Genomic DNA, 23,322 nt, shown 5'->3' with positions numbered 1-23,322 from the left:
AGGGTTAGAAGAGGACAGAGCGTCAGCGTAGACCGAGGAGTCGCGGCAGGTCTTTCATGTGGTGAAAGATCTCGGCTCCTTCGGCTAAGAGCGCCGTTTCTTGAGTGTTGGCAGCATAGCCGAAACACTGCATACCGGCCCGCGCAGCGCCTCGGGCCCCTGTTGCACTATCCTCGATCACCACACAGTCGCGCGCCTGCACGTCAAAATGAGCGGCGGCTGCGAGGAAGATCTCCGGATCAGGTTTCGCGACCTTCAGCGTATGGGCCGAGAACATGGCGTTCGGATGAAACCGATCCCATAAGCCATGGGGTCCCAAGGTAATCTGCATCTTTTCTTCACTCCCGTTGGAAACAATGCAGCAAGGAATGTTTTCCACGTCCAGTCGTCGGATCACCGTCATTACACCGGGAATGAGTGGCACACCCTTACGCAGGAGAGCATATGCCTCGTCGTAAACCTCTGTGATCCAGTCCTACGGCAGCACGGCCCCCATCTGCGATGCCATTCTGGCAAGTTCGGTCATCGCAAGGCCTGTGAAAGTGAGTTGGCTTTGCTCTGGCATAAGACGCAAGCCGTGGCGAGCAAGGTTTTGAACAAGCACAGCGTTGAAGATCGGCTCACTATCGATCAGCACTCCGTCACAATCAAAGATCACCAGCTTCGGTCTTGGGTAGGTTTTGGGCATGAACAACTGCTCCGGTCAGGCGGTAAGGCTGAATGAATTCTCTGCCGCCCCTTACGACAGGTCAGTCTGTGTCATCACTTTGGGACCAGAGCAGTGTCACGTGTGTATCGCCATATTTGCGCACATCCTCCAATATGAAACCCGGAATGGCCTCCATTGGAGCATTCTCCTCCCAGACCACAAGCGCGTTTGGGGCGATCCACGCACCATCAAGCAACGCCTGAAGCGCCTTTTGCCCCAAGGATTTCCCGTAAGGCGGATCCAGGAAAATCAGATCATATGCCAGATCAGGATTATTGCCGAGTTTGAGAGCGGAACGGCGCAGCAACTGGCCACTCGTCCCGGCGCGACAAATATCGATGTTTTTGCGGATCAATCCCTGCGCGACTCGACCGTCATCCACAAAGGTGACCCTCTCTGCGCCGCGTGACAGGGCCTCGAGCCCAAGCGCGCCCGTACCTGCAAACACATCAAGGACGCGCTTGCCCTGAAACTCTATCTTGTGATTGAGGACGTTAAAGAGGCTTTCGCGCACACGATCCGTGGTAGGACGCAGATGCGCACCTGCATCGCCCTTACCCACGGACGCAAGGGCACGTCCGCGGAAATCTCCTGCGATAATCCTCACGCCTTCAAAAGCGGCTTCAGATCCGCGTCAGGATTGGCCACAACCGTTTTATCAGCCGTTTTTCCTGCCTCAATCAGGCGTTTGGCCACCATATAGGCGCGCGGGTCGTTCATTGCATCCACGGCAACGAGCTGATCGCCCGTGTAGTACCAGAAGGAGACGATCCCCTCTGCACCCTGCCGGGTTACCACATTATCATAACCCGAATTGAGACCTGCGATTTGTAGCTTCACATCATACTGATCAGACCAGAACCAAGGTGTCGCCACATAGGTTTTTTGTGCGCCCAGCATGTTTTCAGCCACCACTTCGGCCTGATCGATGGCGTTGGGGACACTTTCCAAACGGATACGCTGGCCGTTGAATGGGAAGGATGCGCAATCTCCCGCGGCCCAGATCGACGCGTTGGAGGTGCGGCCATGCGCGTCCGTACGGATGCCGTTCTCAATCTCAAGCCCTGCGGCGTCGGCCAATTCCGATGCTGGCGCGATCCCGACACCAACAACCACGAAATCCACCTCGATCATACTGCCATCGCTCAGCACAGCGCGCGTGACCTTCCCATCCTCCCCCTCGAGGTGGTTGAGACCAACGCCTTCGCGGATATCGACACCGTGCGAGCGGTGGAGAGTCCGGAAATAGTCTGAGGTTTCAGGGGCGGCGACCCGTTGCAAAATGCGGTCTGCCATCTCGACCAAAGTGACTGAGACGCCCCGCTTGGCGCAAACCGCTGCCGCTTCGAGGCCGATATAGCCGCCACCAACAATAAGCGTGCGCGCGCCCTCAGATACCGAAGGGGCCATCGCATTCACATCTCCAAGATCACGCACCACATGTACGCCATCAAGGTCACCCCCAATTGAGGCCGGCAGACGACGCGGGTGCGAACCGGTGGTCAGGGCCAACTGATCATAAGAGATCGCCTCATCCCCGATGTGGATGGTCTTGGCATCCGCATCAATCGAATCCACCTTGGTGCCCAGTCGCAAGGTGATATTATTTTCCGCATAAAAGCTCTGAGGTCGCAGGAACAGGCGCTCCAGTTCCATCTCTCCCAAGAGATAGGCCTTGGACAAAGGAGGACGCTGGTAGGGGAGCACGTCTTCAGCACCGATCAGGGTGATATCACCGTCAAATCCGCTCTTGCGCAATTTGGCCACGAGCGACGCCCCTGCCTGACCTGCGCCAATCACCGCGATATGAGTCATGTGCGCTCTTGTCTCCTGATGCAGTTCATATACCGTTTGCGCAGAACCCTACATGCAGGGCCCACCGCGATGCAATTGCCCAAACCCGTGGTGGGGCCTGAGAAAACCACAAAGGATCGACCAGATGATTTCTGTTGGAGACAAGTTGCCCGCTGCCACCCTGACCCGGATCGGCGAAAATGGCCCAGAACAGGTCGAAATTTCGGACCTCGCTCAAGGACGAAAACTGGCGATCTTTGCAGTCCCGGGGGCGTTCACACCCACGTGTCACTCTGCACATGTGCCAAGTTTCATTCGCACCAAGGATCAATTCGCAGCCAAGGGCGTCGATGAAATCATCTGCGTTTCTGGCAATGACCCCTTCGTTATGAAAGCCTGGGGTGAGGCGACCGGGGCGGCAGAGGCCGGTATTTCAATGCTCGCCGATGCAGAATGCGCCTTTACCCACGCGATCGGAATGCGGTTCGATGCCCCTCCAGCTGGCTTGATTGGCCGCTCCAAGCGCTATGCGATGATCGTAGAGGATGGTGAGGTAAAAATCCTGCACCTCGAGGAAAGTCCGGGCACTTGCGAAGTGTCTGCTGGCGAAGCGTTGCTTGATGCGTTGTAATTGCTTCAGATCCCGGACACGCCAGCTTAGCTAAGGCCTTGAACGAAGACGAATGACTGACGCGCACCACTCTGCGAACCACCCCGCCCTCATCATGGCGGAGGTCATGGACGAAATCGATGCCGCTCGCGCCTTTGTGGCGCGGGATGATTCCTTTGATAGTGCGCAGGCGTTGCGCGTGGCGCTCAGGCGGCTGCGCAGCGGGTTGACATTGTTTCGACCAATGCTGCCGCCAGATCACAACAAGGCACTGTTGGACGAGGCACGCTGGCTGGCCGTTGAGGTCACGCGACTGCGGGATTTCTATCTGCTTTGGCAGGACACTCTTACGCCCGCCCGGGTAGCCTTGCCTGAAAATGATGCGCTGCGGGCGCTTGAGGAACGCGTGCTTGCCCGCATCAAGAGCGAACGTACCCAGTTGCGGGCGCTGCTCGACGGTGAACGGGTCCGTGACCTGATGGCGCGCGGACGTGAGATGAGCGATCCGGATTTCTGGCGGCCGGCTGCACAGAGCCGTGAAAAGCTGGAAAGCCTGTGCATTGAGACGCTGGAACTCAGGCTCAATCAGGCGCTTAAACATGGCGAGACACTGAAGCGGCTGGATAGCCAAGCGCGCGACAGCTTCCGCAAAAGCCTGCGCAAACTGCGCGCAACAGCCGAATTCACCCAGTCGATGTTTGCGTCTAAAAAGACCAAAGCTTTTCTCAAGCAATTGAAAAAGCTTCTGGATTCTATGGTCGCAGCACGGGACGCAAGTGCGGTGCGGGATCGGCTCGAAGACCTGATGCATGATATGGAAGAAGGCTCTGCCGAGCGTCATATCGCGCAAGAACTGATCAAAGCCAAGGAAGCCGCAGTAGGGCTCGATCACAAGCGTTTGCAAAAGTTGTGGCGCGCCACGGTCGGCTTGCCACTGCATTAACAGCTAACTCCCCAGCACCGCGCGCATGCCGTTGTTGCGGCCAGAACGGCTGCGCTCCCGCCCCTTTTCAGGAACAGCCAAAGGCTGCTCCAAAAGCGTTGGGCCGGGCGGGGGCCGCGCCTTTGGCGCGGCCCCCGCCCCCTCGCGATGCGCCATGCGCAGCGCAAAACCTCATTCCAATTCCGCTTAGATCAATCCGTCCATTTTTCGGGCGAGCTTCGCATCCAGCGCGCTTAGACCCTCGACATCATGGGTCGTAAGCAGGACCGTCACCTTATTGTAGATATTGCTCCACTCAGGATGATGGTTCCATTTCTCTGCCCAGATTGCCGCTTTTGTCATAAAAGCGAAGGCTTCGACAAAATCCCCAAACTTGAAAGTCTTGCGGATTGCATCTCGGCCCTCGACCAGTTCCCACCCGGTGTCGAACAAAGGTTTCAACAAAGGCCCGCGGGTTTCCTCGGAGAGTTTTTCGGTCATTCCTGTTCCTCCACTTCAGTCTTTTTGAACGGGCCGTAACTGGTGAGGATTTCGATCTCCTCATCCACTGCTGCACGTTCCGCATCCAGATATTGTTCGATAGCGGCGCGAAAGCCGGGATCAGCCACCCAATGCAAACTATACGTTTCTGTTGGCAAATAGCCGCGCGCCAATTTGTGCTCACCCTGCGCCCCGGCCTCCACGCGCTCAAGCCCCATCTCGATAGCAAGGTCGATTGCCTGATAGTAGCACAGTTCGAAATGCAGGCAGGGGTGATGCTCTGTGCAGCCCCAGTAGCGGCCATACAGTGTCTTTGCGCCGATAAAGTTCAATGCACCCGCAACCGGTACGCCATCACGTTCTGCCAGAACCAACGCTATATCATCCGCCATGGTGTCATGCGCGATGTCGAAAAATGCTCGCGTCAGATAGGGTGAGCCCCATTTGCGGCTGCCGGTGTCCTGATAGAACGTCCAGAACGCATCCCAATGTTCCGGGCGCAAATCCGCACCAGTGTAAGTTTCGATTGTACCACCAAACTCTTGAGCCTTCTTTCGTTCCTTGCGGATATTCTTTCGCTTGCGCGATGAGAGCGCTGACAAAAAATCTTCAAATCCTTCATAGCCATCGTTCAGCCAATGAAACTGCTGGGTGTAACGCGGCATCAACCCGATCTGTTTCCCGATCTCTGCCTCAGCTTTGGTACAGAAGGTGACATGTAGAGAAGAGATCTGGTTGTCAGACGCCAGTTGCACCGCGCCCTGAATTAATCCCGAGACACCGATTTCCTCATAGCCGGGGCGCACAAGAAACCGCCGCCCGGTTGCAGGTGTAAAGGGCACCGCGATCTGCAATTTCGGGTAATAGCGCCCTCCCGCCTGCTCGTAGGCATGGGCCCAGCTATGGTCGAAGATATATTCGCCCTGACTGTGCCCTTTGACATAAAGCGGTGCGCAGGCAATCAACTGCCCGTCCAGATGGCAGGTCAAATATTGAGGCTGCCAGCCAGTGCCGCGCCCCACAGACCCGCTTGCCTCAAGAGCATGCAGGAAGCGATGCGTCGTAAAAGGATCAAGCGGTCGCGCGCCGTCTGATGCCTCGGGGCAGGCGCAGGCGTCCCAATCAGATGCCGCGATTTGCGACAAGCTGCTGAACACTTGGATTTCGATTTGCGCCTGATCCATGCCACCCCTCGTCGCCTAAGTTCTATTTGGGCGCAGGTTTCATCTGATCAAGCACCGAAGGCAGAAAGATAATTTTCAAAGGTCACGTTATCAACCAGAGCTGCAACCTCAGCTTCTTGCTCAGGCGAGCGCGAGGTCCAGCTGCGAACCGGCACCCCATGGTGCCAAACAGACTGAACGCGGCCTCGCGTCACGCCACTGGCCTCGTGATCGATGAAGCTGGCGCCTACACGTTCAAAATCTGGGAGGTCGCGCAACTCGTCATCGTGAAAGACCATCGCCCGCCAGTCCGCAGACACTTGCAGATCGATTTCAATCCCGTACTCCACCTTGATGGCTGCGCGAACGGCCGCGCGGCTGTTCTCGGGACATTTTTCGCGCAAACCATGCAGCGCGCGATGCGTGATCGGGCGCTGCAAGAAAGCCGCGGGCAGGCGCGGGCCTGACATGACGAAAATTAGCCTTCGATCTCAAAGACGCCGTCAATCTCGACCGCAACACCAAGCGGCAGTGACGGTGAACTCACGGCGGAGCGAGCATGGCGACCCGCGTCACCCAGAATTTTGACGAGAAGATCAGAAGCGCCATTCACCACCTGCGGCTGCTGGGTGAAGTCGGCGGTGGAGTTCACAAAGGCCCCCAGTTTGACCACACGTTTGAGCTTGCTGAGATCACCACCACAGGCGGCTTTAACCTGCGCCAACAGCGACAAGGCACAGCGTTTTGCAGCCGCCTGCCCCGCTTCCACATCAAGATCGTCGCCAAGACAGCCAGTGATCAGGCCGTTCTCATCAGCCGAAATTTGACCGGACACATAGACCATATTGCCAGACACCACGAAGGGCACGTAGTTCGCCGCCGGAGCCGGGGCATCAGGCAAGGTGAGGCCAAGGGACTGCAGTTTCGCATCAATGCTCATGGGAGGGCTCCTGTGTGAGTGTCCGTCTTTTGTTGTGGCGGACGCTACAGGGGAAGCCCCCGCCGGAAAAGAGGCAAATGCGACCCCTTTGGGTGCCTTTGATCACCCCTGGTCAACTTTCACGGAATGCCTTCACAAAGTAGTCAGCGAGCGGCTTCACCAGATAGGCGAGTGGCGAGCGATCAGCCGTACGAATGAAACTGTCCACCGGCATGCCCGGTATAAGGACCGTGCCCTGCGGCAGTCGTTCCATTTGGCCCTCGTTCAGCTCAATCTCCGCACGATAGTAGGATACGCCTGTCCCCTCATCGCGAAAGGCGTCCGCAGAAAATAACGTGACCGTCCCAAAAAGCTCAGGCGTCTGGCGCTGATCCAAAGCGGGTAGTCGGATTGAAACCGCCTGCCCCACATGAATCTGATCGATATCTGTCGGGGCAACCCGCGCAGCAATAACCAATGGTCGATCCTGTGGGACCAGATAAAGCACCGGATCGGCGGGCCGGATCACCGAGCGCGGTGTTCGGACACTCATGCCATAGACGACGCCAGAGACAGGTGCCGTGATGTCCAGACGCCCCAAGCGGTCAATCAGTGACCGGCGTTTTTCGATCAACTCCAGCTCTTTGTACCGCAAATCCCGCAGACGCGTGATCGCCTCTTCGCGGCGTTGCGTGCTGAGTTTGAGTGTCTCAATCTCCAGTTCGGTAATCCGTCCTCGGGCCTGCGCTTCTGTTGCGATCAACTCGCCAAGCGTGCCTTGCAGGTTGGCCTGATTGCGCCGCAGATTCAAAACCACAGAGGCCTGTGCCAGACCGCGGTCCAACAAGGATTGCTGATTGGTCAATTCTTCATCGATCAAAAGCAACTGTTCGCGCGTCGCTTCTTGTTGCGCCAGGACACCTTTGATCTGATCTTCGATCTGAACCGCGCGCTTTTCCAGCTGCTCCACTTCGCGGCGTACCGACTCGCCGCGGGCACGAAACAGGCGGTCCTGACCCTCCACCAACTCGGCGACCTCAGGGCGTTGGCTGGCGAGGTCCAGCAACTCGGTGTCAAAACTGATGGTATCGACCTCATCGCGCTCCGCTTCGAGCCTGCCGCGCCGGGCCATCATTTCAAAAAGCTGCCCCTCGGTGATCGTCAGCTGTGAACGCAAATCCACCGCATCCAGCCGCAACAGGGTTTGACCGGCGGTGACCAGATCACCTTCATCCACAAGGATTTCCTCAACCACACCGCCATCGATGTGTTGAACCACTTGTCGGTTGCGATCGACCTCAATCTGACCAGAGGCAACGACCGCACCTGCAATATTGGAAAGAACGGCCCATGACCCAAATCCACCGAGCAGAACGAGAATGCCGAGCACGCCGACGATAAGCGTGCCGCGTACGGACCACGTGTTGTTTTGCGGCTGGCTCATGGCGTGTTTCCCTTCACCGCCGGTGCGCCTCGCGCAGTACGTGGGCCGCCCGCCTGCTGGATGTCGCGGTGATTGGCCACCATTTTGCGAAGCACCTCATCCTTGGGTCCAAAGGCCGCCATTTTTCCCTGTTCGATAACTAAGATCTTATCGCATTCCTGAATGGCAGCCGGGCGGTGGGCCATAATCAGCACGGATTTTCCCTGCGATTTTAGGCGCTTGATCGCATTGTTTAGCGCCACGGAGCCGTCGTTATCGAGATTGGAATTCGGCTCGTCAAGGATCAGGATGACCGGGTCACCATAAAGAGCGCGGGCAAGCCCGATACGCTGCATCTGCCCCCCCGAGAGCCGCCCGCCCCCAGAACGCACAGGCGTGTCGTATCCCTCGGGTAGTTTAACGATCATATCATGCGCCGCAGCCGCTTTGGCAGCTTCCACGACCGCATCGGCATCCGGTGCGGAGGCCAAGCGCGCGATGTTCTGTGCGATGGTGCCGTCAAACAGCTCAACCCGTTGAGGCAGGTAACCGATATGATGCCCAAGCACTGCCGGGTCATATTGCGACAAAGACGCCCCATCAAGGCGCACAGTGCCTGCCGCAGCCCGCCACGCACCTGTCAGAACACGCGCAAGGGTCGACTTTCCTGAACCCGACGGGCCAATCACGCCAACGGCCTCGCCCGGCTCAACCCGAAATGTCACATTGCGCAGCAAAGGACGGTTTTCACCCGGTGCAGTGGCTGCGATGGCTTCGACATCCAGTATTGCACGTGGTTTCGGCAAGGAGGTGCGCTCTGGCTCTGGCGGGGTTTTGGTCAATAGCGTTTCAAGGTTCTGCCAGCCCTTGCGCGCGCGTTGAACCAACGGCCATTGGCCCAAACCGACTTCAATCGGTGAAAGCGCGCGCCCTAAGAGAATTGAACCTGCAATCATAGCGCCAGCACTTACTTCGCCCTCAAGCGTCAGGTAGGCCCCTAGGCCCAGCATGGCCGATTGCAGAAACAGACGCAAAGTCTTGGTGACCGTACTAAAGGTTCCGGTGACATCTGAGGCAACCATATTGTCTGCAAGCGCCTTGCCCCGTGCCTGCCGCCAGCGCTGAAACGCAGCTTCGCGCATTCCCATGGCTTGGATCATCTCGGCCTCGGTGCGGATTTCCTCGGATTGCAACATCGCCTGATGACTGCTCATCATGGCCTCCTTGCTGGGTGCAGTGCTCAGCAACTGGTTGAGAAGTGCAATCGCGATCAATACGCTTCCGCCACCAATCGCGAGCCACCCGAGCCAAGGGTGGAAGAGGGCAATCCCGGCAAGAAAGATCGGTGTCCACGGCAAGTCAAACGCAGCCATTACACCCGGAGACGCAATCAGTTTCTGGATGCTCTCCAAATCGTTCAGCCCGGTTTGCGCCTCTGGATCATTCGCAGCTGCAGAACGGCGGATCATGGCGTCAAAAACCCGTCGATCCAAGGCAGACTGAAAGCGCGCAGCGACCCGGCGCATGATACGCCCGCGCACCGCATCCAAAAGCCCCATCATCCCGTAGAGAAAAATCACCAGGAGCGAGAGCGCCAGCAATGTGGCCTCTGACCGACTGCCCAGCACCCGGTCATAGACCTGCATCATGTAGAGCGGCCCGGTGAGCATCAGTATGTTCACAAATGCGCTAAACAGCGCGACCGTCCAGTAGAGACTGCGGCTCTGGCGACGTACTGCCAAAAGCTCTTCTCGTCCCGCGTTTGTAAATTTATTGTTCATATCGTCCCAGTAGAACGCGCCTGTGCTCCCTTATAAAGTCTGGAAACTCTTTTCAAAGAGTGTCTGGAATCTGTTCTATATCTGTCACATTATCTGGCTTTGCTGTGATGCGGGCTGGGAAGTGTCACAGAGATTGTTAAGTGACCCTAGGAAGCGTGACCCCCGGCGCCAGTTAGAACTGAATTGGTAGACATGATTGCCCTGTTGAAAAAACCCGTGATCGCGATGACCCTCTCTGTGGCGGTCCTGACCTCGGCCTGTGCAACACAGGACCCTGCAGCAAAGGCTGCCGGAGAGATCTTCGATCCCTATGAGAAAACCAACCGATCCATTCATCAGTTCAACAAAGGGCTGGACCGCTATGCGTTCCGCCCCGCATCCAAAGGGTATGTAGCTGTCGTTCCGCCCGATATGGTCACTGCATTTGGCAATTTTGCCGAGAACCTCTCCAAACCAGGTGATGCCGTCAACTACTTGCTGCAAGGCAATATAAAGGGCGCAGGGCAGGCCTTGGGACGTTTTGCGATAAACACCGTGCTCGGGATCGGTGGCCTTGGTGATCCAGCGTCAGATTTCAAAATGCCAGAAGCACGCACTGACTTTGGCGAGACCTTGCATATTTGGGGTGCCGGTGAAGGGGCCTATGTAGAACTGCCTGCCTACGGCCCCTCCACCACGCGCGACGCGGTTGGCATCGTTGTGGACTTTTTCACCAACCCGCTTAGCCAGTTTGAGAACAATCCCGCCGAAGACCTGCAGATCCCAGCCGAGATCGTGGATCAGCTTGGCAATCGCGGTACATATTCCGACACGATCGATTCGATTCTCTACGAGAGCGCAGACAGCTACGCGCAGGGCCGACAGATCTATCTGCAAAACCGCCGGTTCGAGCTGGGGCAGGAAGATGTCAATTCCGAGATCGATCCGTTCGAACTAGACACCGGAGGGTTCTAAACCATGATTCGCCGTAAATTCCTCGCTTCGCTTGGTGCGATTGGCGCATCCGTCGCTGCTTTGCCTGCCTTCGCTCTGAACGAAAGCTCTGCATCGGCTCTGATCAACAATCTCGTTGCCGACATCAACAAAGTGATCGCCTCCGGCAAGTCGGAGCGCTCCATGTATGGCGATTTTGAGCGCATCTTCCAGCGCTACAGCGATACCTCCTATATCGCGGCCTACGCGATGGGAGTAGACGCACGGCGTGCCTCTAGCGCGCAAAAACGTGCCTTCTCCGATGCATTTCAGGGGTACATGGCTCGCAAGTACGGCAGCCGCTTTCGGGAGTTCATCGGTGGCCGCCTTGAGGTCACTGGCGTCAAGAAAGTCAAAAAGTGGTACGAGGTCTCCTGCGTAGCCTACCTGCGTGGGCAATCCCCGTTCGAGGTCACATTCCACGTCTCGGACCGCTCCGGCAAGGATCTGTTCTTCAACATGTTCATCGAAGGCGTGAACCTTCTGTTGACCGAACGCACCGAAATTGGCGCGATGATCGACCGCAACGGTGGCGACATCGACAAGATGATCGCGGACCTGAAAAAGCTCAGCTGATCATTACCAAGCATTGGAAACGCCCCGGAAGAAAGACATCTTCTCCGGGGCGTTTTTTATTGTGAGTTATGTATCTGGCTGAAAAACTTGCTCAATTTGGCGCTCAAACAACTGCGCAATGGCAAAGGCAAGCGGCAGGCTGGGGTCATAGCGCCCGCGCTCTAACGCATTCACGGTCTGGCGCGACACATTCAGCCGCTTGGCCAGCTCCGCTTGCGACCAACCCGCTATTTGGCGCAACTCTTGGATGTTGTTTTTCATCCGTACCGCAATCGCCCCATCATGACGCCGATCACCCAAAGCCCGGCCATCAGCGGCCAGACTACGAACATTGAGAGCTTTGGAAACCCGGCGCCCTCAAGAAAACCATAGGTAAACGTGATCAGCGCGGTGCCCGCAAATGCGAGAGCCAGAGCCTCAAACTGCACTTTGCGCTGCAGCTCATCCATGTCGCGGATACCTGTCACCACCACCCAACAAATAAAGAGCGCAGGCAGCATTGGAAGCACAGACAGCAGAACCTCGATCGCGCCGTCATCAATGACCTGCGCCAGACGCAGCTGGGCTGCCACCAAAACCCCTGCATAGGCGATCAAACCTAGACAAAGCAGAGAAACATATTTGAGCATATCTCACCTCATGTAAAACACCCTTTACATGAGGTGAGGCGCCAAGCAATGTCAAGCACCCTGTACATACCATCACCAAACAAAACGCCCGCCGATATGGCGAGCGTTGCGAAGCGGGCTTATGGGGGTCAGCCGTGGTCTTTGAGCAAACGCTGCTTTTGCCGTGACCAATCTCGCTTGGCTTGCGCCTCGCGTTTGTCGTGGTTCTTCTTACCTTTGGCGATGCCGATCTTAATTTTCGCCATGCCGCGATGGTTGAAATACAGAACCAGCGGCACAAGCGTCATGCCTTTGCGCTGCGTCGCATTCCACAGGTTGGCCATTTCCTTGCGCGACACCAATAGCTTACGGCGGCGGCGTTCGTCATGTTTAAAGACTTTAGCCTGTTCGTAGGGCGCAATGTAGGAGTTCACGAGCCAAAGCTCTCCCTCCTCTACCGCAGCATAGGACTCCGCGATATTGGAGCCCCCCGCACGCAGGGATTTGACCTCGGACCCTTCGAGCACGATGCCGCATTCGAGATCCTGCTCGATAGCATAGTCGAACCGCGCACGGCGATTTTCAGCTATGACTTTGTAGTTCGGGTCTGTCTTTTGTTGAGCCATGGGGCGCAGATGTAAGTCGCCCTGCATCCACGTGCAAGATCACCTGATGCACAAAGCAGACAACCTGTGCTGCAAACGCCAGAATTAATCGCCGTTCTCATGCGCTCTTCTGGCTTCTTAGCAGCGTGAAAATACCACTGGCGACCACAACGACAGACCCGAGGATTGTCATCAGATCCGGGCGTTCGCCAAACACCATGACGCCCAGCGCCATGGCAAACACCAGACGTGTGTAGCGAAACGGCGCAACGACGGAAATTTCCCCCGTCCGCATCGCGCCAGTGAGCGCCATATAGGCCAACACGCCCACAATCACCGCCGCAGCAAGCGCGCCGCTCTGCCCCGCAGAGGGCCAGACCGCGCCACCGGTCCAGATCAACAGGATTGCCCCTGCAATCACCAGCATCGCAAAGCCAAAAATGCCCAGTTGTGCGTTGCTCATGGTCTTGGGCGCTGCACGTGTCGCCAAATCACGCCCCGCAAACCCAAGCATACCCGCAACGGCCAAAAGCGACGTCGCTTCAAAGCCGCTCATTCCCGGACGCAAAATCATCAATACACCGACGAATCCAAGACAGATCGCAAGCCAGCGCCGCCACCCCACCGTCTCGCCAAAAAAGACAACCGCCCCGGCGGTGACCACAAGTGGCGTGGCCTGCAATATGGCCGAGGCTAAAGACAACGGTGCGAGCACGATCGCCAGCGTGAAAAACAGCCGTCCCGAAACCTCGGCCACACAGCGCCACAACAGCGGGCGCGTGCAAAACCCCGGATGCCAGAGGGTGGAACCTTGCGCACGCGCCACCACGGCAAAGATCGCCATGCCGCCCAGACCAAAGAAGATCAGCACCTGCCCCGTTGGCATCGCGCCCGCTACCGATTTGATGATCATATCCTCAACCGCAAAAGCAGCCATCGCCAGCGCCATCAAAAGGCTGCCACGCAGGGTGTCCCGATCCATAAAAAAATCCCGAAAATGAATGATCTTATCGCCAGTGGTAGCCGTGTGAGTGGGCAAAGAACAAGCCCGCGGCGTCAATCTGCCGCGCGGAACAGGCCCGCGTTTCGATAGTGATGCATGTTCAGGAAGGCCGCACCGGTTTCAAGGCTTCGGTATCCATGCGGCTGGTCAGCTGCAAACCTCAGCCCCTGCCCCGGCTCCAACGCAACCCAATCGCCGCCCCGCAGCACTTCCATTCTGCCCTCCAGCACAAAGACCTCTTCGGTCACGCCGCTGTCGTGAGGCTGCGATTCATGGCTTTGGCCGGGTTTCAGGCTGACATGAAACGTCTCCGCCCCAAGCTGTGGATCAAAGGGAAAGACGATCTTGACCGAGATACTGCCGGGAAACTGCACCGTGCGATAGACCTCGCCGCTCATCCCCGAGGGGCGCGTACTCTCTTCGATCAGGGCCGTCAGCGGTAAGTGAAACCCTTTGGCGATCTTCCAGAGCGTGGCGATCGTCGGGCTTGATTCGCCACGCTCGATCTGCCCCAGCATGGCCTTGCTGACGCCGGTGATCTCGGCGGCACGTGACAGGCTCAACCCCGCAGATGCGCGAATGTCCCGCAAGTTCAACGTGATGCTTTCGTCGCTCATGCCACTCCCTCTGGTTCGAGTGGCCAAGATTCCACCGCTCGAAAGCTACTCCAAAAAAGACTTGTGCGTTATAGCGCACGGATTGTAGTGTGCGCTATAACGCACAACACCTACCCCAGCCACCGCCCGAGGAAAACCCGCATGCTGAGCAGATTAAAACTCTCCCATCTTGCTGCGGGAGCAATCGTGGTGCTGGTGGGCTATACGAGTTCCGTCGCGATCATCTTTCAGGCCATCGAGGCAGTGGGCGCGACACAGGCACAGGCCAATAGCTGGCTGGTGGTTCTGGGGCTCGGAATGGGGCTGACCAGTCTGATCCTGTCGCTGTGGTTTCGGATGCCGATCCTCACCGCCTGGTCGACACCCGGTGCCGCCCTCTTGGCCACTGGCTTAAACGGCGTTCCGATCTCCGAAGCGGTGGGAGCGTTTCTGTTTTGCGGCGCGTTGCTGACACTCACTGGCCTCACCGGTTGGTTCGAGCGTTTGGCTCGGCTGATCCCGGACGCGCTGGCCAATGCCCTTCTGGCCGGGATCCTGTTCCAATTTGGGCTTTCGGCCTTTGCAGCGCTTGGCGAGGATGCAGCTCTGGTGGGCATCATGGGGGCCACCTTCCTCGCTGGCCGGGTCATGTTTCCCCGCTACACCATTCCCGCCGTGCTGGTGGCTGGCTGCTTGTGGGCCGGTTTTGCGGGGTCGTTTGGCGATCTGGAGGCCCTTGATCTCAGCATCAGCATGCCGGAATTTGTCGCACCCGCGTTCTCGCTCCCTGTTCTTATCGGCGTGGGGCTGCCCCTCTATATTGTCACTATGTGCTCGCAGAACATGCCCGGCGTGGTGACCTTGCGCGGTGCAGGCTACACGCCGCCGGTGTCCGCCAGTCTGACCGTGACCGGACTGGCATCGCTGCTCCTTGCCCCCTTTGGCGGCTTTGCTTTCAATCTCGCCGCCATCACCGCCGCGATCTGTGCTGGACCGGAGGCGGATGACGACCCCAAGAGCCGCTATCTCTCCAGCGTGGTTGCGGGTGTGCTATACTGCCTCGTGGGTCTCGGCGGCGCAACGGTCATCAGCCTGTTCCTGATTGCGCCCAAAGCGTTGATCGCCACGGTGGCCGGACTTGCGCTCTTGTCTACCATTGGCAACAGCCTCTCCGCTGCGCTGTCAGACAGCCGGGGGCGCGAGGCGGCTCTGATCACCTTCATGATGACCGTCTCGGGTGTCAGTTTCTTTGGAATTGGTGCTCCGTTCTGGGCCTTGCTGATGGGACTTGCGGTGAATCACCTGTTCAATCCATCGGAACCTCAAACCGTACGCGCCCGCCCCGCACCCTGATCATCTTTCGCAAATCCACGAAATCCCAGCCTCAAGAGCAATTTCGTGACCACAACCCGCCCCGACATGTTGCCTTTACTGCGCGAATAGTGTCCCTGTGGGCAAAAATATAGGGAACCAGCATTATGCCGATGTACCGATCAAGAACCTCCACCCACGGTCGCAATATGGCGGGCGCACGCGGCCTCTGGCGCGCCACCGGCATGACCGAGAGCGACTTTGGCAAGCCGATCATCGCGATCGTGAACTCCTTCACCCAGTTTGTGCCCGGCCACGTCCACCTCAAGGATCTCGGCCAGATGGTCGCCCGCGAGGTCGAAGCCGCAGGCGGTGTGGCTAAGGAATTCAACACCATCGCGGTCGATGACGGCATCGCCATGGGCCACGATGGGATGCTCTACTCGCTGCCCTCTCGCGAGGTGATTGCCGACTCCGTCGAATACATGGTCAACGCCCATTGCGCCGACGCCATGGTCTGCATCTCCAACTGCGATAAGATCACGCCGGGCATGATGATGGCGGCTATGCGCCTCAACATTCCGGTGATCTTCGTCTCCGGTGGCCCGATGGAAGCGGGCAAGATCGACATCGAATCCCTCGATGCGAAAAAGGTTGACCTCGTCGATGCGATGGTGGCCGCCGCCAGTGACAAGCTCACCGACGAAGAGGTGCTGCATATCGAGGAAAACGCCTGCCCCACCTGCGGCTCCTGCTCGGGCATGTTCACCGCGAACTCGATGAACTGCCTAGCTGAGGCTCTGGGTCTGGCGCTGCCGGGCAATGGCTCCACACTGGCAACTCACGCGGACCGGAAAAATCTGTTCCTTGAGGCTGGGCGCAAGATCGTCGAGATCACCAAGCGCCACTATGAGCAGGACGAAAAGGGCTTGCTGCCACGCGAAATCGCCACCTTTGAAGCCTTCGAGAACGCCATGAGCCTCGATATCGCCATGGGTGGTTCCACCAACACCGTACTGCACCTCCTCGCGATTGCACACGAGGGCAAGGTGGACTTCACAATGCAGGACATCGACCGCCTCAGCCGCAAGGTGCCGTGCCTGTGCAAGGTCGCGCCCAATATTGAGAACGTCCATATGGAGGACGTTCACCGCGCCGGTGGGATCTTCTCGATCCTTGGCGAATTGAGCCGCGCCGATCTGCTGCATAACGACGTCTCGACCGTGCACAGCCCGACCATGGGCAGTGCCATCGCCAAATGGGATATTGCCGTCGCCAACAACCCGGAGGCCGAAGAGCTGTTCAAGGCCGCTCCCGGTGGTGTGCGCACCACGCAAGCCTTCAGTCAGGCCAATCGGTTCAAGGACCTCGACACCGACCGTAAGGGCGGCGTCATCCGCGCTAAAGAACATGCCTTCAGTCAGGACGGTGGTCTTGCCGTGCTGTTCGGCAACATCGCGCTGGATGGCTGCATCGTGAAAACCGCCGGTGTGGATGCCTCAATCCTGAAATTCACCGGCACCGCCTATGTTTGCGAAAGCCAGGATCAGGCGGTCAATGACATCCTGACCGGCAAGGTCAGCGCGGGCGACGTGGTGGTGATCCGCTACGAGGGGCCGCGCGGTGGACCGGGCATGCAGGAGATGCTCTACCCGACGTCCTATTTGAAATCCAAAGGACTCGGCAAAGAATGCGCCTTGCTCACGGATGGGCGCTTCTCCGGCGGCACCTCCGGCCTCTCGATCGGGCATGTCTCGCCAGAAGCTGCCGAAGGCGGCACCATCGGTCTGGTCGAGCATGGCGACACCATTGAAATCGACATCCCCAACCGTTCGATCCATCTGGCGGTGGATGAGGCCACTTTGGCCGCGCGTCGTGCCGCGCAGGATGAAAAAGGCTGGAAGCCCGCAGCGAAGCGCAAGCGCAAGGTGTCCACGGCGCTCAAAGCCTATGCGATGCTTGCCACCTCGGCCGCCAAAGGTGCGGTACGCCAGGTGCCCGAAGACGAGTAAGCGCGCCCCTTTGATGCTACACAAAAGGCCCCTCGCGATCTCCGCGTAGGGGCCTTATTGATTTGGGCTGCCTCCCCTGCGCTGCCGGTGCGAGACCAGCACCCCGCTTGATCTGCGAAAGCGTCGAGTGGCCACAAAGCGCACGCCGGGCGTCAGCCCGGCGCTGGGCCCAACTGGACCAGATCATTTCAATGATCGCCGGACAGGCGGGAGCACACCCGCCTCTGAGACTTTAATCAATCGCCCAATTTGGCGTGCAGCTCTTCGAGGTCGATCTCACCGATGGGCATTTTGTTGGCTGGGTTCTCAAAATCATATTTGAAAACCTCAAAGTCACGCTTGTAGATCTCATAAACCAGATGCATCGACAGATCGTCGAAGTAATCCTCGACCGGATGCGCCCGTTTGGGACCGTGACCCTCACTCTCATTGAACCGCGGAATCGACGCCAGATCTACCTTATGCGGCGTCTCAATCGCATCGAGCACATCCTGCATGCCGTCGTTGAAGTTCTCTGTCCACACCACCTTGTCGTAGCGCCCGCCGTTCACAATGAAAGTCGACACGTGACCCGACGCCGCGGACCAGTGGATGTCCGGATCCATCGGTCGGCGCCAGCGGATGGTATCGCGTGCAAAAAGCAGGAAACGCCGAAAACTCTTGATTTGGTCAAACTCTTGCTTGCCGTCTTCGCCACCCACCTCGATCCCGTATTCATAGACCAGCTGGGGCACCAAATTACCGCGATAGCGCCGCCCATTGCGTTGGATGCCGCAAATCTTGTCGAAAAACGAACTGAGTATCCGCGTGTAGGGGTTTCGCACGCAGGTGAAGGCATAGGCGCTGTGAGATGTCACATTCGACTGGATCAGAGGCTTGCTTTCCTCTTGCGCCCACTTGTGCAACCCGGCAGTCGAGTCGTGGATATCGCCATCAAAAAAGCGCCCGTGGTCTGAATAGAACATGATCTGGCCGATGGTGGAGCACGCGCATTTTGGCACCACGCGGTACACCACGCTCTCGCTCTCGGTCATCCAAGTGCCCGGAAATCCCATCTCTTAAACGTCCCCTGCGTCTCTCTTGGGGCAAGAATGCCCGATCTGTTCGTAAATGCAGAACAATCTGGTTTATTCAGTCCTAGTTCCACTTTATCAAGGAAACAGTTCGATAAAACAGGCTATTGCATCCCAACTATGGCAAAAATCGCCTATATTCTGCTCTGCCACAAGGATCCGGAGGCCATCATTCAGCAGGCCAACCGGCTGACTGCGACTGGCGATTTCATGGCAATCCACTTTGATGCCCGCGCCAGAGCACGCGATTTCCGCACCATACGTGCTGCGCTTTGTGACAATCCCAATGTGACCTTCGCAAAGCGTCGGGTGAAATGTGGGTGGGGGGAGTGGTCACTGGTACGCGCCACGCTCAACGCATTGCAGGCGGCAGTGGACGAATTCCCGCGTGCGACACATTTTTACATGTTGTCCGGTGACTGTATGGCCATCAAGACCGCCGAATATGCGCGTGCGTTTCTTGACCAACATGACAAAGACTTCATCGAGAGCTTTGATTTCTTTGAAAGCGACTGGATCAAGACCGGTATGAAGGACGACCGGCTGATCTATCGCCATTACTTCAACGAACGCACGCAAAAACAACTGTTCTATGCATCCTATGAGCTGCAGAAGAAGCTGAACCTGACTCGCGATGTTCCCAATGACATTCAGGTTCAGATCGGCAGTCAATGGTGGTGCCTGCGTCGTCGCACCGTTGAGGCGGTTCTGTCCATGACGCGTAAGCGCCGGGATGTGATGCGGTTTTTCTCCACCACGTGGATCCCCGACGAGACTTTTTTTCAAACCCTTGTCCGTCACCTGATCCCAGAGAACGAAATAGAATGCCGGACGCTGACGTTTTTGATGTTCAGCGACTACGGCATGCCGGTGACCTTCTACAATGATCACTACGATCTACTCTTGGGGCAGGATTTCCTGTTCGCGCGTAAGATCAGCCCGGATGCAAAAGAACTCAAAACCCGCCTCGGGCGCCTTTATGCCGCGCGCGATGTAGAGTTCAAGATCTCCAATGAGGGGCGCAACCTTTATAAATTCCTGTCAGAACGCGGCCGCACGGGGCAGCGCTTTGCCTCGCGGTTCTGGGAAACAGAGAGCAGTTTGGGACGCGAGCGGGAATTGCTGATCCTCACTTGCAAGAAATGGCACGTCGCCAAACGCATGCTTGAGCAAATCCGAAAACTTACCAACACCCCAGCGATTGAGTACCTCTTTCACGAGGAGAGCACGCCGCTTCCTGATCTTGGTGGCATCCAACGCACGTTGGCCAAACGCACCCGGCATCGGCGCGCTTTGGTGCGCATGTTGTTTGACTACTTTGAAACAGATCGCATGATCATCTGTCTGGATCCATCCGCACTGGATCTGATGCATGACTTTTTCTCCGATCGCTCACACACGCGCCTGTTGCGGATCGATTGTGAGTTCGCCGATGACTATCTGATCGGACACGCGCATCGGGTCGGACTCGCGGGGGAACATGCGGCCAAAGCCACGCTGGAGCGGCTGCTGCCCGCGATCCGCAACGATATCAGCAATGAGGTCGACCAGATCCGTGATGCCGGGTTTGAGCGTCACTGGGCGGTGGCCGAGCGCGCCTTTGAAAAAGACAACGCAAGTGCGGTTGCGCAGTTTCTCGACGTGCCGATGGACACCGCTTTCGAGGTCGTGCGCACGCCACATCTATTTGCTGATTGAGCACTCACCACATAAGGCAGAGCGCCAAGGGGCTATTTGGATTTACGCCCAAACCAGCGCCGCACGCCGCGCGTGCGGTCGTCAATGGCGTCTCCGGCTGCATAGAACCCATCCTCAACATTCTCAAACATCGGGTCCAGACGGTTGCGTTTGAAACGGCGCAGGCGCACGAAAATGGCCCAGAAGATTGCTGCCAGCAACACAAGTATGGTGATGGAGATCCAGTTGATCGGCTTGTCATCCGGCCCTGCCGCAGCAGAGATGGATATCGCGTTCGGAAAGGACGAGAGCAACTCGCTGCGCCAGCCATAATGCATGATACGCACCCATTCCGGGTCATCCTTGGTAGAGATCGCATCATTGGCCTCTGTATAGAGGTTCGCAGTGTCGAACTTGAAATAAGGCGGCCAGTTCCAGCCGGTGTCTTCATTGCGGTACACGATCGCTTTGCCATTGGGGCGCACGGCCTGAATGAACTGAACATCCCGATTGGACAGACCACTGCTCTGAGTGTCCGGGGTCGACCAGAACATCCGCGTCCAATCACCAAGCTCTTTGCGCTCTTCATAGGTGTTAACGATGCGGACCACGTCATACTGCGGCAACGTGTAGTGCAGGAAGCCTCCGACAAAGAGCCAGAAGATCAGAATGAAAATCCACTTCACATAGGCCATTTCGCCCCCTTCACACGCTGAGCCACTCTATCCAATGTCGGGCATCCGGCCTCCCGAAACAATGATTTAGGGCGAATTATTCGCGGTGCCGTGGGTGAAACCCCAGTTGCGCACCGGCCCGCGCTGGATGCAAGTCATACGCGGGCCGGTCAAGGGTTTTATCGCAGGTCAGCCGACAACGTTAAATTCAGGGCCATAGGGGTATTTCGTGATGTTCTCATTGCCATCTTCGGTGATGATGAGAATGTCGTGCTCACGGTAGCCACCTGCACCGGGCTGATCAGCGGCAATTGTCAGCATCGGCTCCATCGAGATCACCATGCCGGGCTCCAGTACCGTGTCGATATCTTCACGCAGTTCCAGCCCAGCTTCGCGACCGTAGTAATGCGACAGAACACCAAAAGAATGCCCATAGCCGAAGGTGCGGTGTTGCAAGAGGTCGCGTTCCTCGAAGAAACCGTTGATCGAATTGGTGATCTCAGCGCAGCTCGCCCCTGGCTTCAGCAGCGACATGCCGTATTCATGGGCCGCAACATTGGCTTCCCAGATCTTCAGGCTGTCAGCGTCGACTTCCTGGACAAACATCGTCCGCTCCAACGCGGTGTAGTACCCAGAGATCATGGGGAAGGTGTTCAGCGACAGGATATCGCCGCGCAGCAACTGACGTGCTGTCACCGGATTATGTGCACCGTCAGTGTTCAAACCAGACTGGAACCACACCCATGTGTCGCGATACTCGGCGTCTGGAAACCGTTTGGCGATTTCCATCTCCATCGCGTCCCGGCCCGCCATGGCCACGTCAATCTCGCGCACGCCCGCTTTGACCGCATCGCGAATGGCAAACCCGCCCACATCGGCAACAGCCGCCCCGGCCCGGATGATTTCCAGCTCGGCCAAAGACTTATGCATCCGCTGCTGCATAGTGGCTTCATAGAGATCGACAGTCTGCTTCGGAGAAAGGAAGTGCTCCAGCTTACCACGTTGAAGCAGTGTGAGATGGTCACTTTCATATCCCACCACTTGCGCGGCACCCGTCACCGACAGGATCGCGCGCCAGAAGTTGTCTCGCTGCCAGTCAGTATAGGTGATGTTGTCGCAAAACGACCGCCGCCAGGGTTGGCCCGCGTCAATCCCGGCACTGATGGTTACCGCCTGATCCGCCGTCACAACCAGCCCATAGGGCCGCCCAAAGGAACAATAGGTAAAGCCCGAGTAGTAGGAAATATTATGCATGGACGTAAAAACCGCAGCCTCTACTCCCAGTTCAGACATGATACTGCGCAGATGCGCGATGCGCGCTTCATACTCCGCCACGGCAAATTGCAACGGCGCTTTCTCACCATTGTGAAAGCGATACATTTCAGGACGAGCAGTCATGCTGGACCCTCCTTTTGACAAGAAGATCCCGGCGTTCAGGATGTTGTTTGGAATGTGAAACCCGTGGTCACCCCACGCGCGACGCCATCGCTGGTTCCGCACTGATGATGGGATGAAATCACCGATGCGGCAAGGTTTTTTTGCCCTGCCCGAACGACGGTCCGGGCAGGGCATATGATTAGCCCGTAATCACCGCGACGAGATCGCTCTCAGGATCTGCGAGCGGTTCGATCACGTTGAAATGGTGTTTTTCAAAGGCAATGACGTGATCCGCTTCCCATGCCTCCACCAGCCAGATCGCCTGATCAAGGAAGGCAGGCCGTTCCGCCCCACCAACCCAGACCGTCACATTCGCCTCATAGCGGTCTTGCATCTCTACCGGGCTCTCAGCTGCGGCTTCCTCCGCATCCATCTTGAACTTCTCGTTCATTGAGGTGCGCAGCAAAGGTCGTAAATCCGACAATGGCGAAATGGGCACGACGGTTCGAATCCGGCTCCCGACCGCCTCAGGCAGGACTGACTTATCGAGCATCCGTGCAACCAGATGTCCGCCCGCCGAATGCCCTGCCAGTACAATCGGGCCATCGATTTCTTTGGCCGCTGCCTGAACCGCCTGCGCGATCTGTTGCGTGATCTCAGGAATGCGCACATCCGGGCAAAGATCATAAGACGGCATCGCCACCGCCCAGCCCTTTTCGAGCGCACCGACAGCAAGATGCGACCAACTGGATTTATCAAAGGCAAGCCAATAGCCGCCATGCACAAAAACGAACACCCCTACAGGCTCGCCTTCTGGCAGGAATAAATCGAATTTATGACGCGCCCCTGTACCGTAAGCGATGTCCAGTCGCGCCCGCTCTTGCAGGCTATTGCGGAAATCTTCGGCTGAGGCCGCCCAGCGCGGGGGGTAGTCTGCGGCTCCTTCGATATAGGCTCCGTTTGCATAGGCGTCGTCGAGTTCCATCACATTCCCTTAACGTGTTAATTTTCTAGAC

24 protein-coding genes and 1 pseudogene are annotated in these 23,322 nt (G+C 57.4%); 7 read left to right on the top strand and 18 right to left on the bottom strand.

The features are described from left to right. Positions 1 to 22: 22 nt before the first annotated feature. The 3 genes and pseudogenes from UB90_RS16670 to UB90_RS16660 form a co-directional block, all read right to left on the bottom strand. A pseudogene (locus UB90_RS16670) lies at positions 23 to 688 on the bottom strand (HAD family hydrolase). Positions 689 to 749: 61 nt separating this feature from the next. Then, positions 750 to 1,316 (bottom strand): 16S rRNA (guanine(966)-N(2))-methyltransferase RsmD, encoded by a 567-nt coding sequence (rsmD, locus tag UB90_RS16665; RefSeq protein WP_065324226.1) that lies wholly within the window; start codon positions 1,314 to 1,316, stop codon positions 750 to 752. Then, a complete protein-coding gene (locus tag UB90_RS16660; RefSeq protein ID WP_065324225.1) occupies positions 1,313 to 2,524 on the bottom strand; it encodes an NAD(P)/FAD-dependent oxidoreductase in 1,212 nt (403 codons plus the stop codon). The genes rsmD and UB90_RS16660 overlap by 4 nt, the downstream gene beginning before the upstream one ends. A 124-nt stretch (positions 2,525 to 2,648) precedes the next feature. On the opposite strand from UB90_RS16660, the gene UB90_RS16655 reads away from it, so the two are divergent. Continuing rightward, on the top strand, positions 2,649 to 3,134 hold the full coding sequence (locus UB90_RS16655) for a peroxiredoxin (protein ID WP_065324224.1): 486 nt from the start codon (positions 2,649 to 2,651) through the stop codon (positions 3,132 to 3,134). A 52-nt stretch (positions 3,135 to 3,186) separates the two neighbouring features. Then, positions 3,187 to 4,056, top strand: a complete 870-nt coding sequence (locus UB90_RS16650; protein ID WP_065324223.1) for a CHAD domain-containing protein — start codon at positions 3,187 to 3,189, stop codon at positions 4,054 to 4,056. 186 nt (positions 4,057 to 4,242) lie between these two features. On the opposite strand, the gene UB90_RS16645 is transcribed toward UB90_RS16650, so the two are convergent. The 6 genes from UB90_RS16645 to UB90_RS16620 form a co-directional block, all read right to left on the bottom strand. Beyond that, the gene (locus UB90_RS16645; RefSeq protein WP_065324222.1) at positions 4,243 to 4,536 is read right to left on the bottom strand and encodes a 4a-hydroxytetrahydrobiopterin dehydratase; all 294 of its coding nucleotides are present in this window, start codon (positions 4,534 to 4,536) and stop codon (positions 4,243 to 4,245) included. Then, a complete protein-coding gene (locus tag UB90_RS16640; RefSeq protein ID WP_065324221.1) occupies positions 4,533 to 5,720 on the bottom strand; it encodes a GNAT family N-acetyltransferase in 1,188 nt (395 codons plus the stop codon). Before UB90_RS16640 ends, UB90_RS16645 begins: the two co-directional genes overlap by 4 nt. A gap of 47 nt (positions 5,721 to 5,767) precedes the next feature. Next, on the bottom strand, positions 5,768 to 6,169 hold the full coding sequence (locus tag UB90_RS16635) for a glycerophosphodiester phosphodiesterase family protein (RefSeq protein WP_065324220.1): 402 nt from the start codon (positions 6,167 to 6,169) through the stop codon (positions 5,768 to 5,770). An 8-nt stretch (positions 6,170 to 6,177) separates the two neighbouring features. Further along, positions 6,178 to 6,639, bottom strand: coding sequence for a RidA family protein (locus tag UB90_RS16630; RefSeq protein WP_065324219.1), 462 nt, complete (start codon positions 6,637 to 6,639; stop codon positions 6,178 to 6,180). A gap of 112 nt (positions 6,640 to 6,751) precedes the next feature. After that, the gene (locus UB90_RS16625; RefSeq protein WP_065324218.1) at positions 6,752 to 8,062 is read right to left on the bottom strand and encodes an HlyD family type I secretion periplasmic adaptor subunit; all 1,311 of its coding nucleotides are present in this window, start codon (positions 8,060 to 8,062) and stop codon (positions 6,752 to 6,754) included. After that, entirely contained in the window at positions 8,059 to 9,822 is a 1,764-nt protein-coding gene (locus UB90_RS16620) for a type I secretion system permease/ATPase (protein WP_065324217.1), read from the bottom strand. Before UB90_RS16620 ends, UB90_RS16625 begins: the two co-directional genes overlap by 4 nt. A 192-nt stretch (positions 9,823 to 10,014) precedes the next feature. Between UB90_RS16620 and UB90_RS16615 the strand changes: the two genes are divergently transcribed. Together UB90_RS16615 and UB90_RS16610 are read left to right on the top strand one after the other, a co-directional pair. Next, positions 10,015 to 10,776, top strand: coding sequence for an MlaA family lipoprotein (locus UB90_RS16615; RefSeq protein WP_065324216.1), 762 nt, complete (start codon positions 10,015 to 10,017; stop codon positions 10,774 to 10,776). Positions 10,777 to 10,779: 3 nt separating this feature from the next. Next, positions 10,780 to 11,370 carry an MlaC/ttg2D family ABC transporter substrate-binding protein gene (locus tag UB90_RS16610; RefSeq protein WP_065324215.1) on the top strand — a complete coding sequence of 197 codons (591 nt, stop codon included), beginning with the start codon at positions 10,780 to 10,782 and terminating at the stop codon, positions 11,368 to 11,370. A 66-nt stretch (positions 11,371 to 11,436) separates the two neighbouring features. On the opposite strand, the gene UB90_RS16605 is transcribed toward UB90_RS16610, so the two are convergent. From UB90_RS16605 to UB90_RS16585, 5 genes are all read right to left on the bottom strand, one after another. Then, entirely contained in the window at positions 11,437 to 11,631 is a 195-nt protein-coding gene (locus UB90_RS16605) for a helix-turn-helix transcriptional regulator (RefSeq protein WP_005644176.1), read from the bottom strand. Continuing rightward, the gene (locus UB90_RS16600; RefSeq protein WP_065324214.1) at positions 11,628 to 11,999 is read right to left on the bottom strand and encodes a hypothetical protein; all 372 of its coding nucleotides are present in this window, start codon (positions 11,997 to 11,999) and stop codon (positions 11,628 to 11,630) included. The genes UB90_RS16605 and UB90_RS16600 overlap by 4 nt, the downstream gene beginning before the upstream one ends. A gap of 128 nt (positions 12,000 to 12,127) precedes the next feature. Then, positions 12,128 to 12,604 carry an SsrA-binding protein SmpB gene (gene smpB / locus UB90_RS16595; protein ID WP_005644169.1) on the bottom strand — a complete coding sequence of 159 codons (477 nt, stop codon included), beginning with the start codon at positions 12,602 to 12,604 and terminating at the stop codon, positions 12,128 to 12,130. Positions 12,605 to 12,701: 97 nt separating this feature from the next. Next, positions 12,702 to 13,565, bottom strand: a complete 864-nt coding sequence (locus UB90_RS16590; RefSeq protein WP_065324213.1) for a DMT family transporter — start codon at positions 13,563 to 13,565, stop codon at positions 12,702 to 12,704. A gap of 74 nt (positions 13,566 to 13,639) precedes the next feature. After that, a complete protein-coding gene (locus UB90_RS16585) occupies positions 13,640 to 14,203 on the bottom strand; it encodes a helix-turn-helix domain-containing protein (RefSeq protein ID WP_009177349.1) in 564 nt (187 codons plus the stop codon). Between the two features lie 141 nt (positions 14,204 to 14,344). Here UB90_RS16585 and UB90_RS16580 point away from each other — a divergent pair, with 141 nt between their 5' ends. After that, positions 14,345 to 15,535 carry a benzoate/H(+) symporter BenE family transporter gene (locus UB90_RS16580; RefSeq protein WP_065324212.1) on the top strand — a complete coding sequence of 397 codons (1,191 nt, stop codon included), beginning with the start codon at positions 14,345 to 14,347 and terminating at the stop codon, positions 15,533 to 15,535. A gap of 125 nt (positions 15,536 to 15,660) precedes the next feature. Next, a complete protein-coding gene (gene ilvD / locus UB90_RS16575; protein ID WP_065324211.1) occupies positions 15,661 to 17,505 on the top strand; it encodes a dihydroxy-acid dehydratase in 1,845 nt (614 codons plus the stop codon). Between the two features lie 236 nt (positions 17,506 to 17,741). On the opposite strand, the gene UB90_RS16570 is transcribed toward ilvD, so the two are convergent. Beyond that, positions 17,742 to 18,560, bottom strand: coding sequence for a sulfotransferase family protein (locus UB90_RS16570; protein WP_065324210.1), 819 nt, complete (start codon positions 18,558 to 18,560; stop codon positions 17,742 to 17,744). A 138-nt stretch (positions 18,561 to 18,698) separates the two neighbouring features. Between UB90_RS16570 and UB90_RS16565 the strand changes: the two genes are divergently transcribed. Then, a complete protein-coding gene (locus UB90_RS16565; RefSeq protein ID WP_065324209.1) occupies positions 18,699 to 20,276 on the top strand; it encodes a DUF5928 domain-containing protein in 1,578 nt (525 codons plus the stop codon). Positions 20,277 to 20,308: 32 nt separating this feature from the next. Here UB90_RS16565 and UB90_RS16560 read toward each other — a convergent pair whose 3' ends face one another. The 3 genes from UB90_RS16560 to UB90_RS16550 all read right to left on the bottom strand — a co-directional run bounded on the left by UB90_RS16560 (position 20,309) and on the right by UB90_RS16550 (position 23,291). Further along, positions 20,309 to 20,950: a DUF1523 family protein gene (locus UB90_RS16560; protein ID WP_065324208.1), complete on the bottom strand. Its 642-nt coding sequence runs from the start codon at positions 20,948 to 20,950 to the stop codon at positions 20,309 to 20,311. A 168-nt stretch (positions 20,951 to 21,118) separates the two neighbouring features. After that, entirely contained in the window at positions 21,119 to 22,327 is a 1,209-nt protein-coding gene (locus UB90_RS16555; RefSeq protein ID WP_065324207.1) for an aminopeptidase P family protein, read from the bottom strand. Between the two features lie 178 nt (positions 22,328 to 22,505). Beyond that, on the bottom strand, positions 22,506 to 23,291 hold the full coding sequence (locus tag UB90_RS16550) for an alpha/beta hydrolase (RefSeq protein ID WP_065324206.1): 786 nt from the start codon (positions 23,289 to 23,291) through the stop codon (positions 22,506 to 22,508). Positions 23,292 to 23,322 lie beyond the last annotated feature (31 nt).

This window comes from Tritonibacter mobilis (assembly GCF_001681715.1).
GTDB classification, from domain to species: Bacteria; Pseudomonadota; Alphaproteobacteria; order Rhodobacterales; family Rhodobacteraceae; genus Epibacterium; species Epibacterium mobile.
Note: the sequence above shows the minus strand (reverse complement) of the source record. Positions and strands in the feature narration are given on the sequence as shown.

Excerpts from the sequence above, each read along its gene's own strand:
- UB90_RS16655 (WP_065324224.1), top strand. The coding sequence starts at position 2,649 with ATGATTTCTGTTGGAGACAAGTTGCCCGCTGCCACCCTGACCCGGATC.
- UB90_RS16645 (WP_065324222.1), bottom strand. The coding sequence starts at position 4,536 with ATGACCGAAAAACTCTCCGAGGAAACCCGCGGGCCTTTGTTGAAACCT.
- UB90_RS16620 (WP_065324217.1), bottom strand. The coding sequence starts at position 9,822 with ATGAACAATAAATTTACAAACGCGGGACGAGAAGAGCTTTTGGCAGTA.
- UB90_RS16640 (WP_065324221.1), bottom strand. The coding sequence starts at position 5,720 with ATGGATCAGGCGCAAATCGAAATCCAAGTGTTCAGCAGCTTGTCGCAA.
- UB90_RS16585 (WP_009177349.1), bottom strand. The coding sequence starts at position 14,203 with ATGAGCGACGAAAGCATCACGTTGAACTTGCGGGACATTCGCGCATCT.
- UB90_RS16560 (WP_065324208.1), bottom strand. The coding sequence starts at position 20,950 with ATGGCCTATGTGAAGTGGATTTTCATTCTGATCTTCTGGCTCTTTGTC.
- UB90_RS16630 (WP_065324219.1), bottom strand. The coding sequence starts at position 6,639 with ATGAGCATTGATGCGAAACTGCAGTCCCTTGGCCTCACCTTGCCTGAT.
- UB90_RS16615 (WP_065324216.1), top strand. The coding sequence starts at position 10,015 with ATGATTGCCCTGTTGAAAAAACCCGTGATCGCGATGACCCTCTCTGTG.
- UB90_RS16610 (WP_065324215.1), top strand. The coding sequence starts at position 10,780 with ATGATTCGCCGTAAATTCCTCGCTTCGCTTGGTGCGATTGGCGCATCC.
- ilvD (WP_065324211.1), top strand. The coding sequence starts at position 15,661 with ATGCCGATGTACCGATCAAGAACCTCCACCCACGGTCGCAATATGGCG.
- UB90_RS16565 (WP_065324209.1), top strand. The coding sequence starts at position 18,699 with ATGGCAAAAATCGCCTATATTCTGCTCTGCCACAAGGATCCGGAGGCC.
- UB90_RS16550 (WP_065324206.1), bottom strand. The coding sequence starts at position 23,291 with ATGGAACTCGACGACGCCTATGCAAACGGAGCCTATATCGAAGGAGCC.
- UB90_RS16650 (WP_065324223.1), top strand. The coding sequence starts at position 3,187 with ATGACTGACGCGCACCACTCTGCGAACCACCCCGCCCTCATCATGGCG.
- UB90_RS16555 (WP_065324207.1), bottom strand. The coding sequence starts at position 22,327 with ATGACTGCTCGTCCTGAAATGTATCGCTTTCACAATGGTGAGAAAGCG.
- UB90_RS16580 (WP_065324212.1), top strand. The coding sequence starts at position 14,345 with ATGCTGAGCAGATTAAAACTCTCCCATCTTGCTGCGGGAGCAATCGTG.
- UB90_RS16590 (WP_065324213.1), bottom strand. The coding sequence starts at position 13,565 with ATGGATCGGGACACCCTGCGTGGCAGCCTTTTGATGGCGCTGGCGATG.
- smpB (WP_005644169.1), bottom strand. The coding sequence starts at position 12,604 with ATGGCTCAACAAAAGACAGACCCGAACTACAAAGTCATAGCTGAAAAT.
- UB90_RS16605 (WP_005644176.1), bottom strand. The coding sequence starts at position 11,631 with ATGAAAAACAACATCCAAGAGTTGCGCCAAATAGCGGGTTGGTCGCAA.
- UB90_RS16600 (WP_065324214.1), bottom strand. The coding sequence starts at position 11,999 with ATGCTCAAATATGTTTCTCTGCTTTGTCTAGGTTTGATCGCCTATGCA.
- UB90_RS16660 (WP_065324225.1), bottom strand. The coding sequence starts at position 2,524 with ATGACTCATATCGCGGTGATTGGCGCAGGTCAGGCAGGGGCGTCGCTC.
- UB90_RS16625 (WP_065324218.1), bottom strand. The coding sequence starts at position 8,062 with ATGAGCCAGCCGCAAAACAACACGTGGTCCGTACGCGGCACGCTTATC.
- UB90_RS16570 (WP_065324210.1), bottom strand. The coding sequence starts at position 18,560 with ATGGGATTTCCGGGCACTTGGATGACCGAGAGCGAGAGCGTGGTGTAC.
- UB90_RS16635 (WP_065324220.1), bottom strand. The coding sequence starts at position 6,169 with ATGTCAGGCCCGCGCCTGCCCGCGGCTTTCTTGCAGCGCCCGATCACG.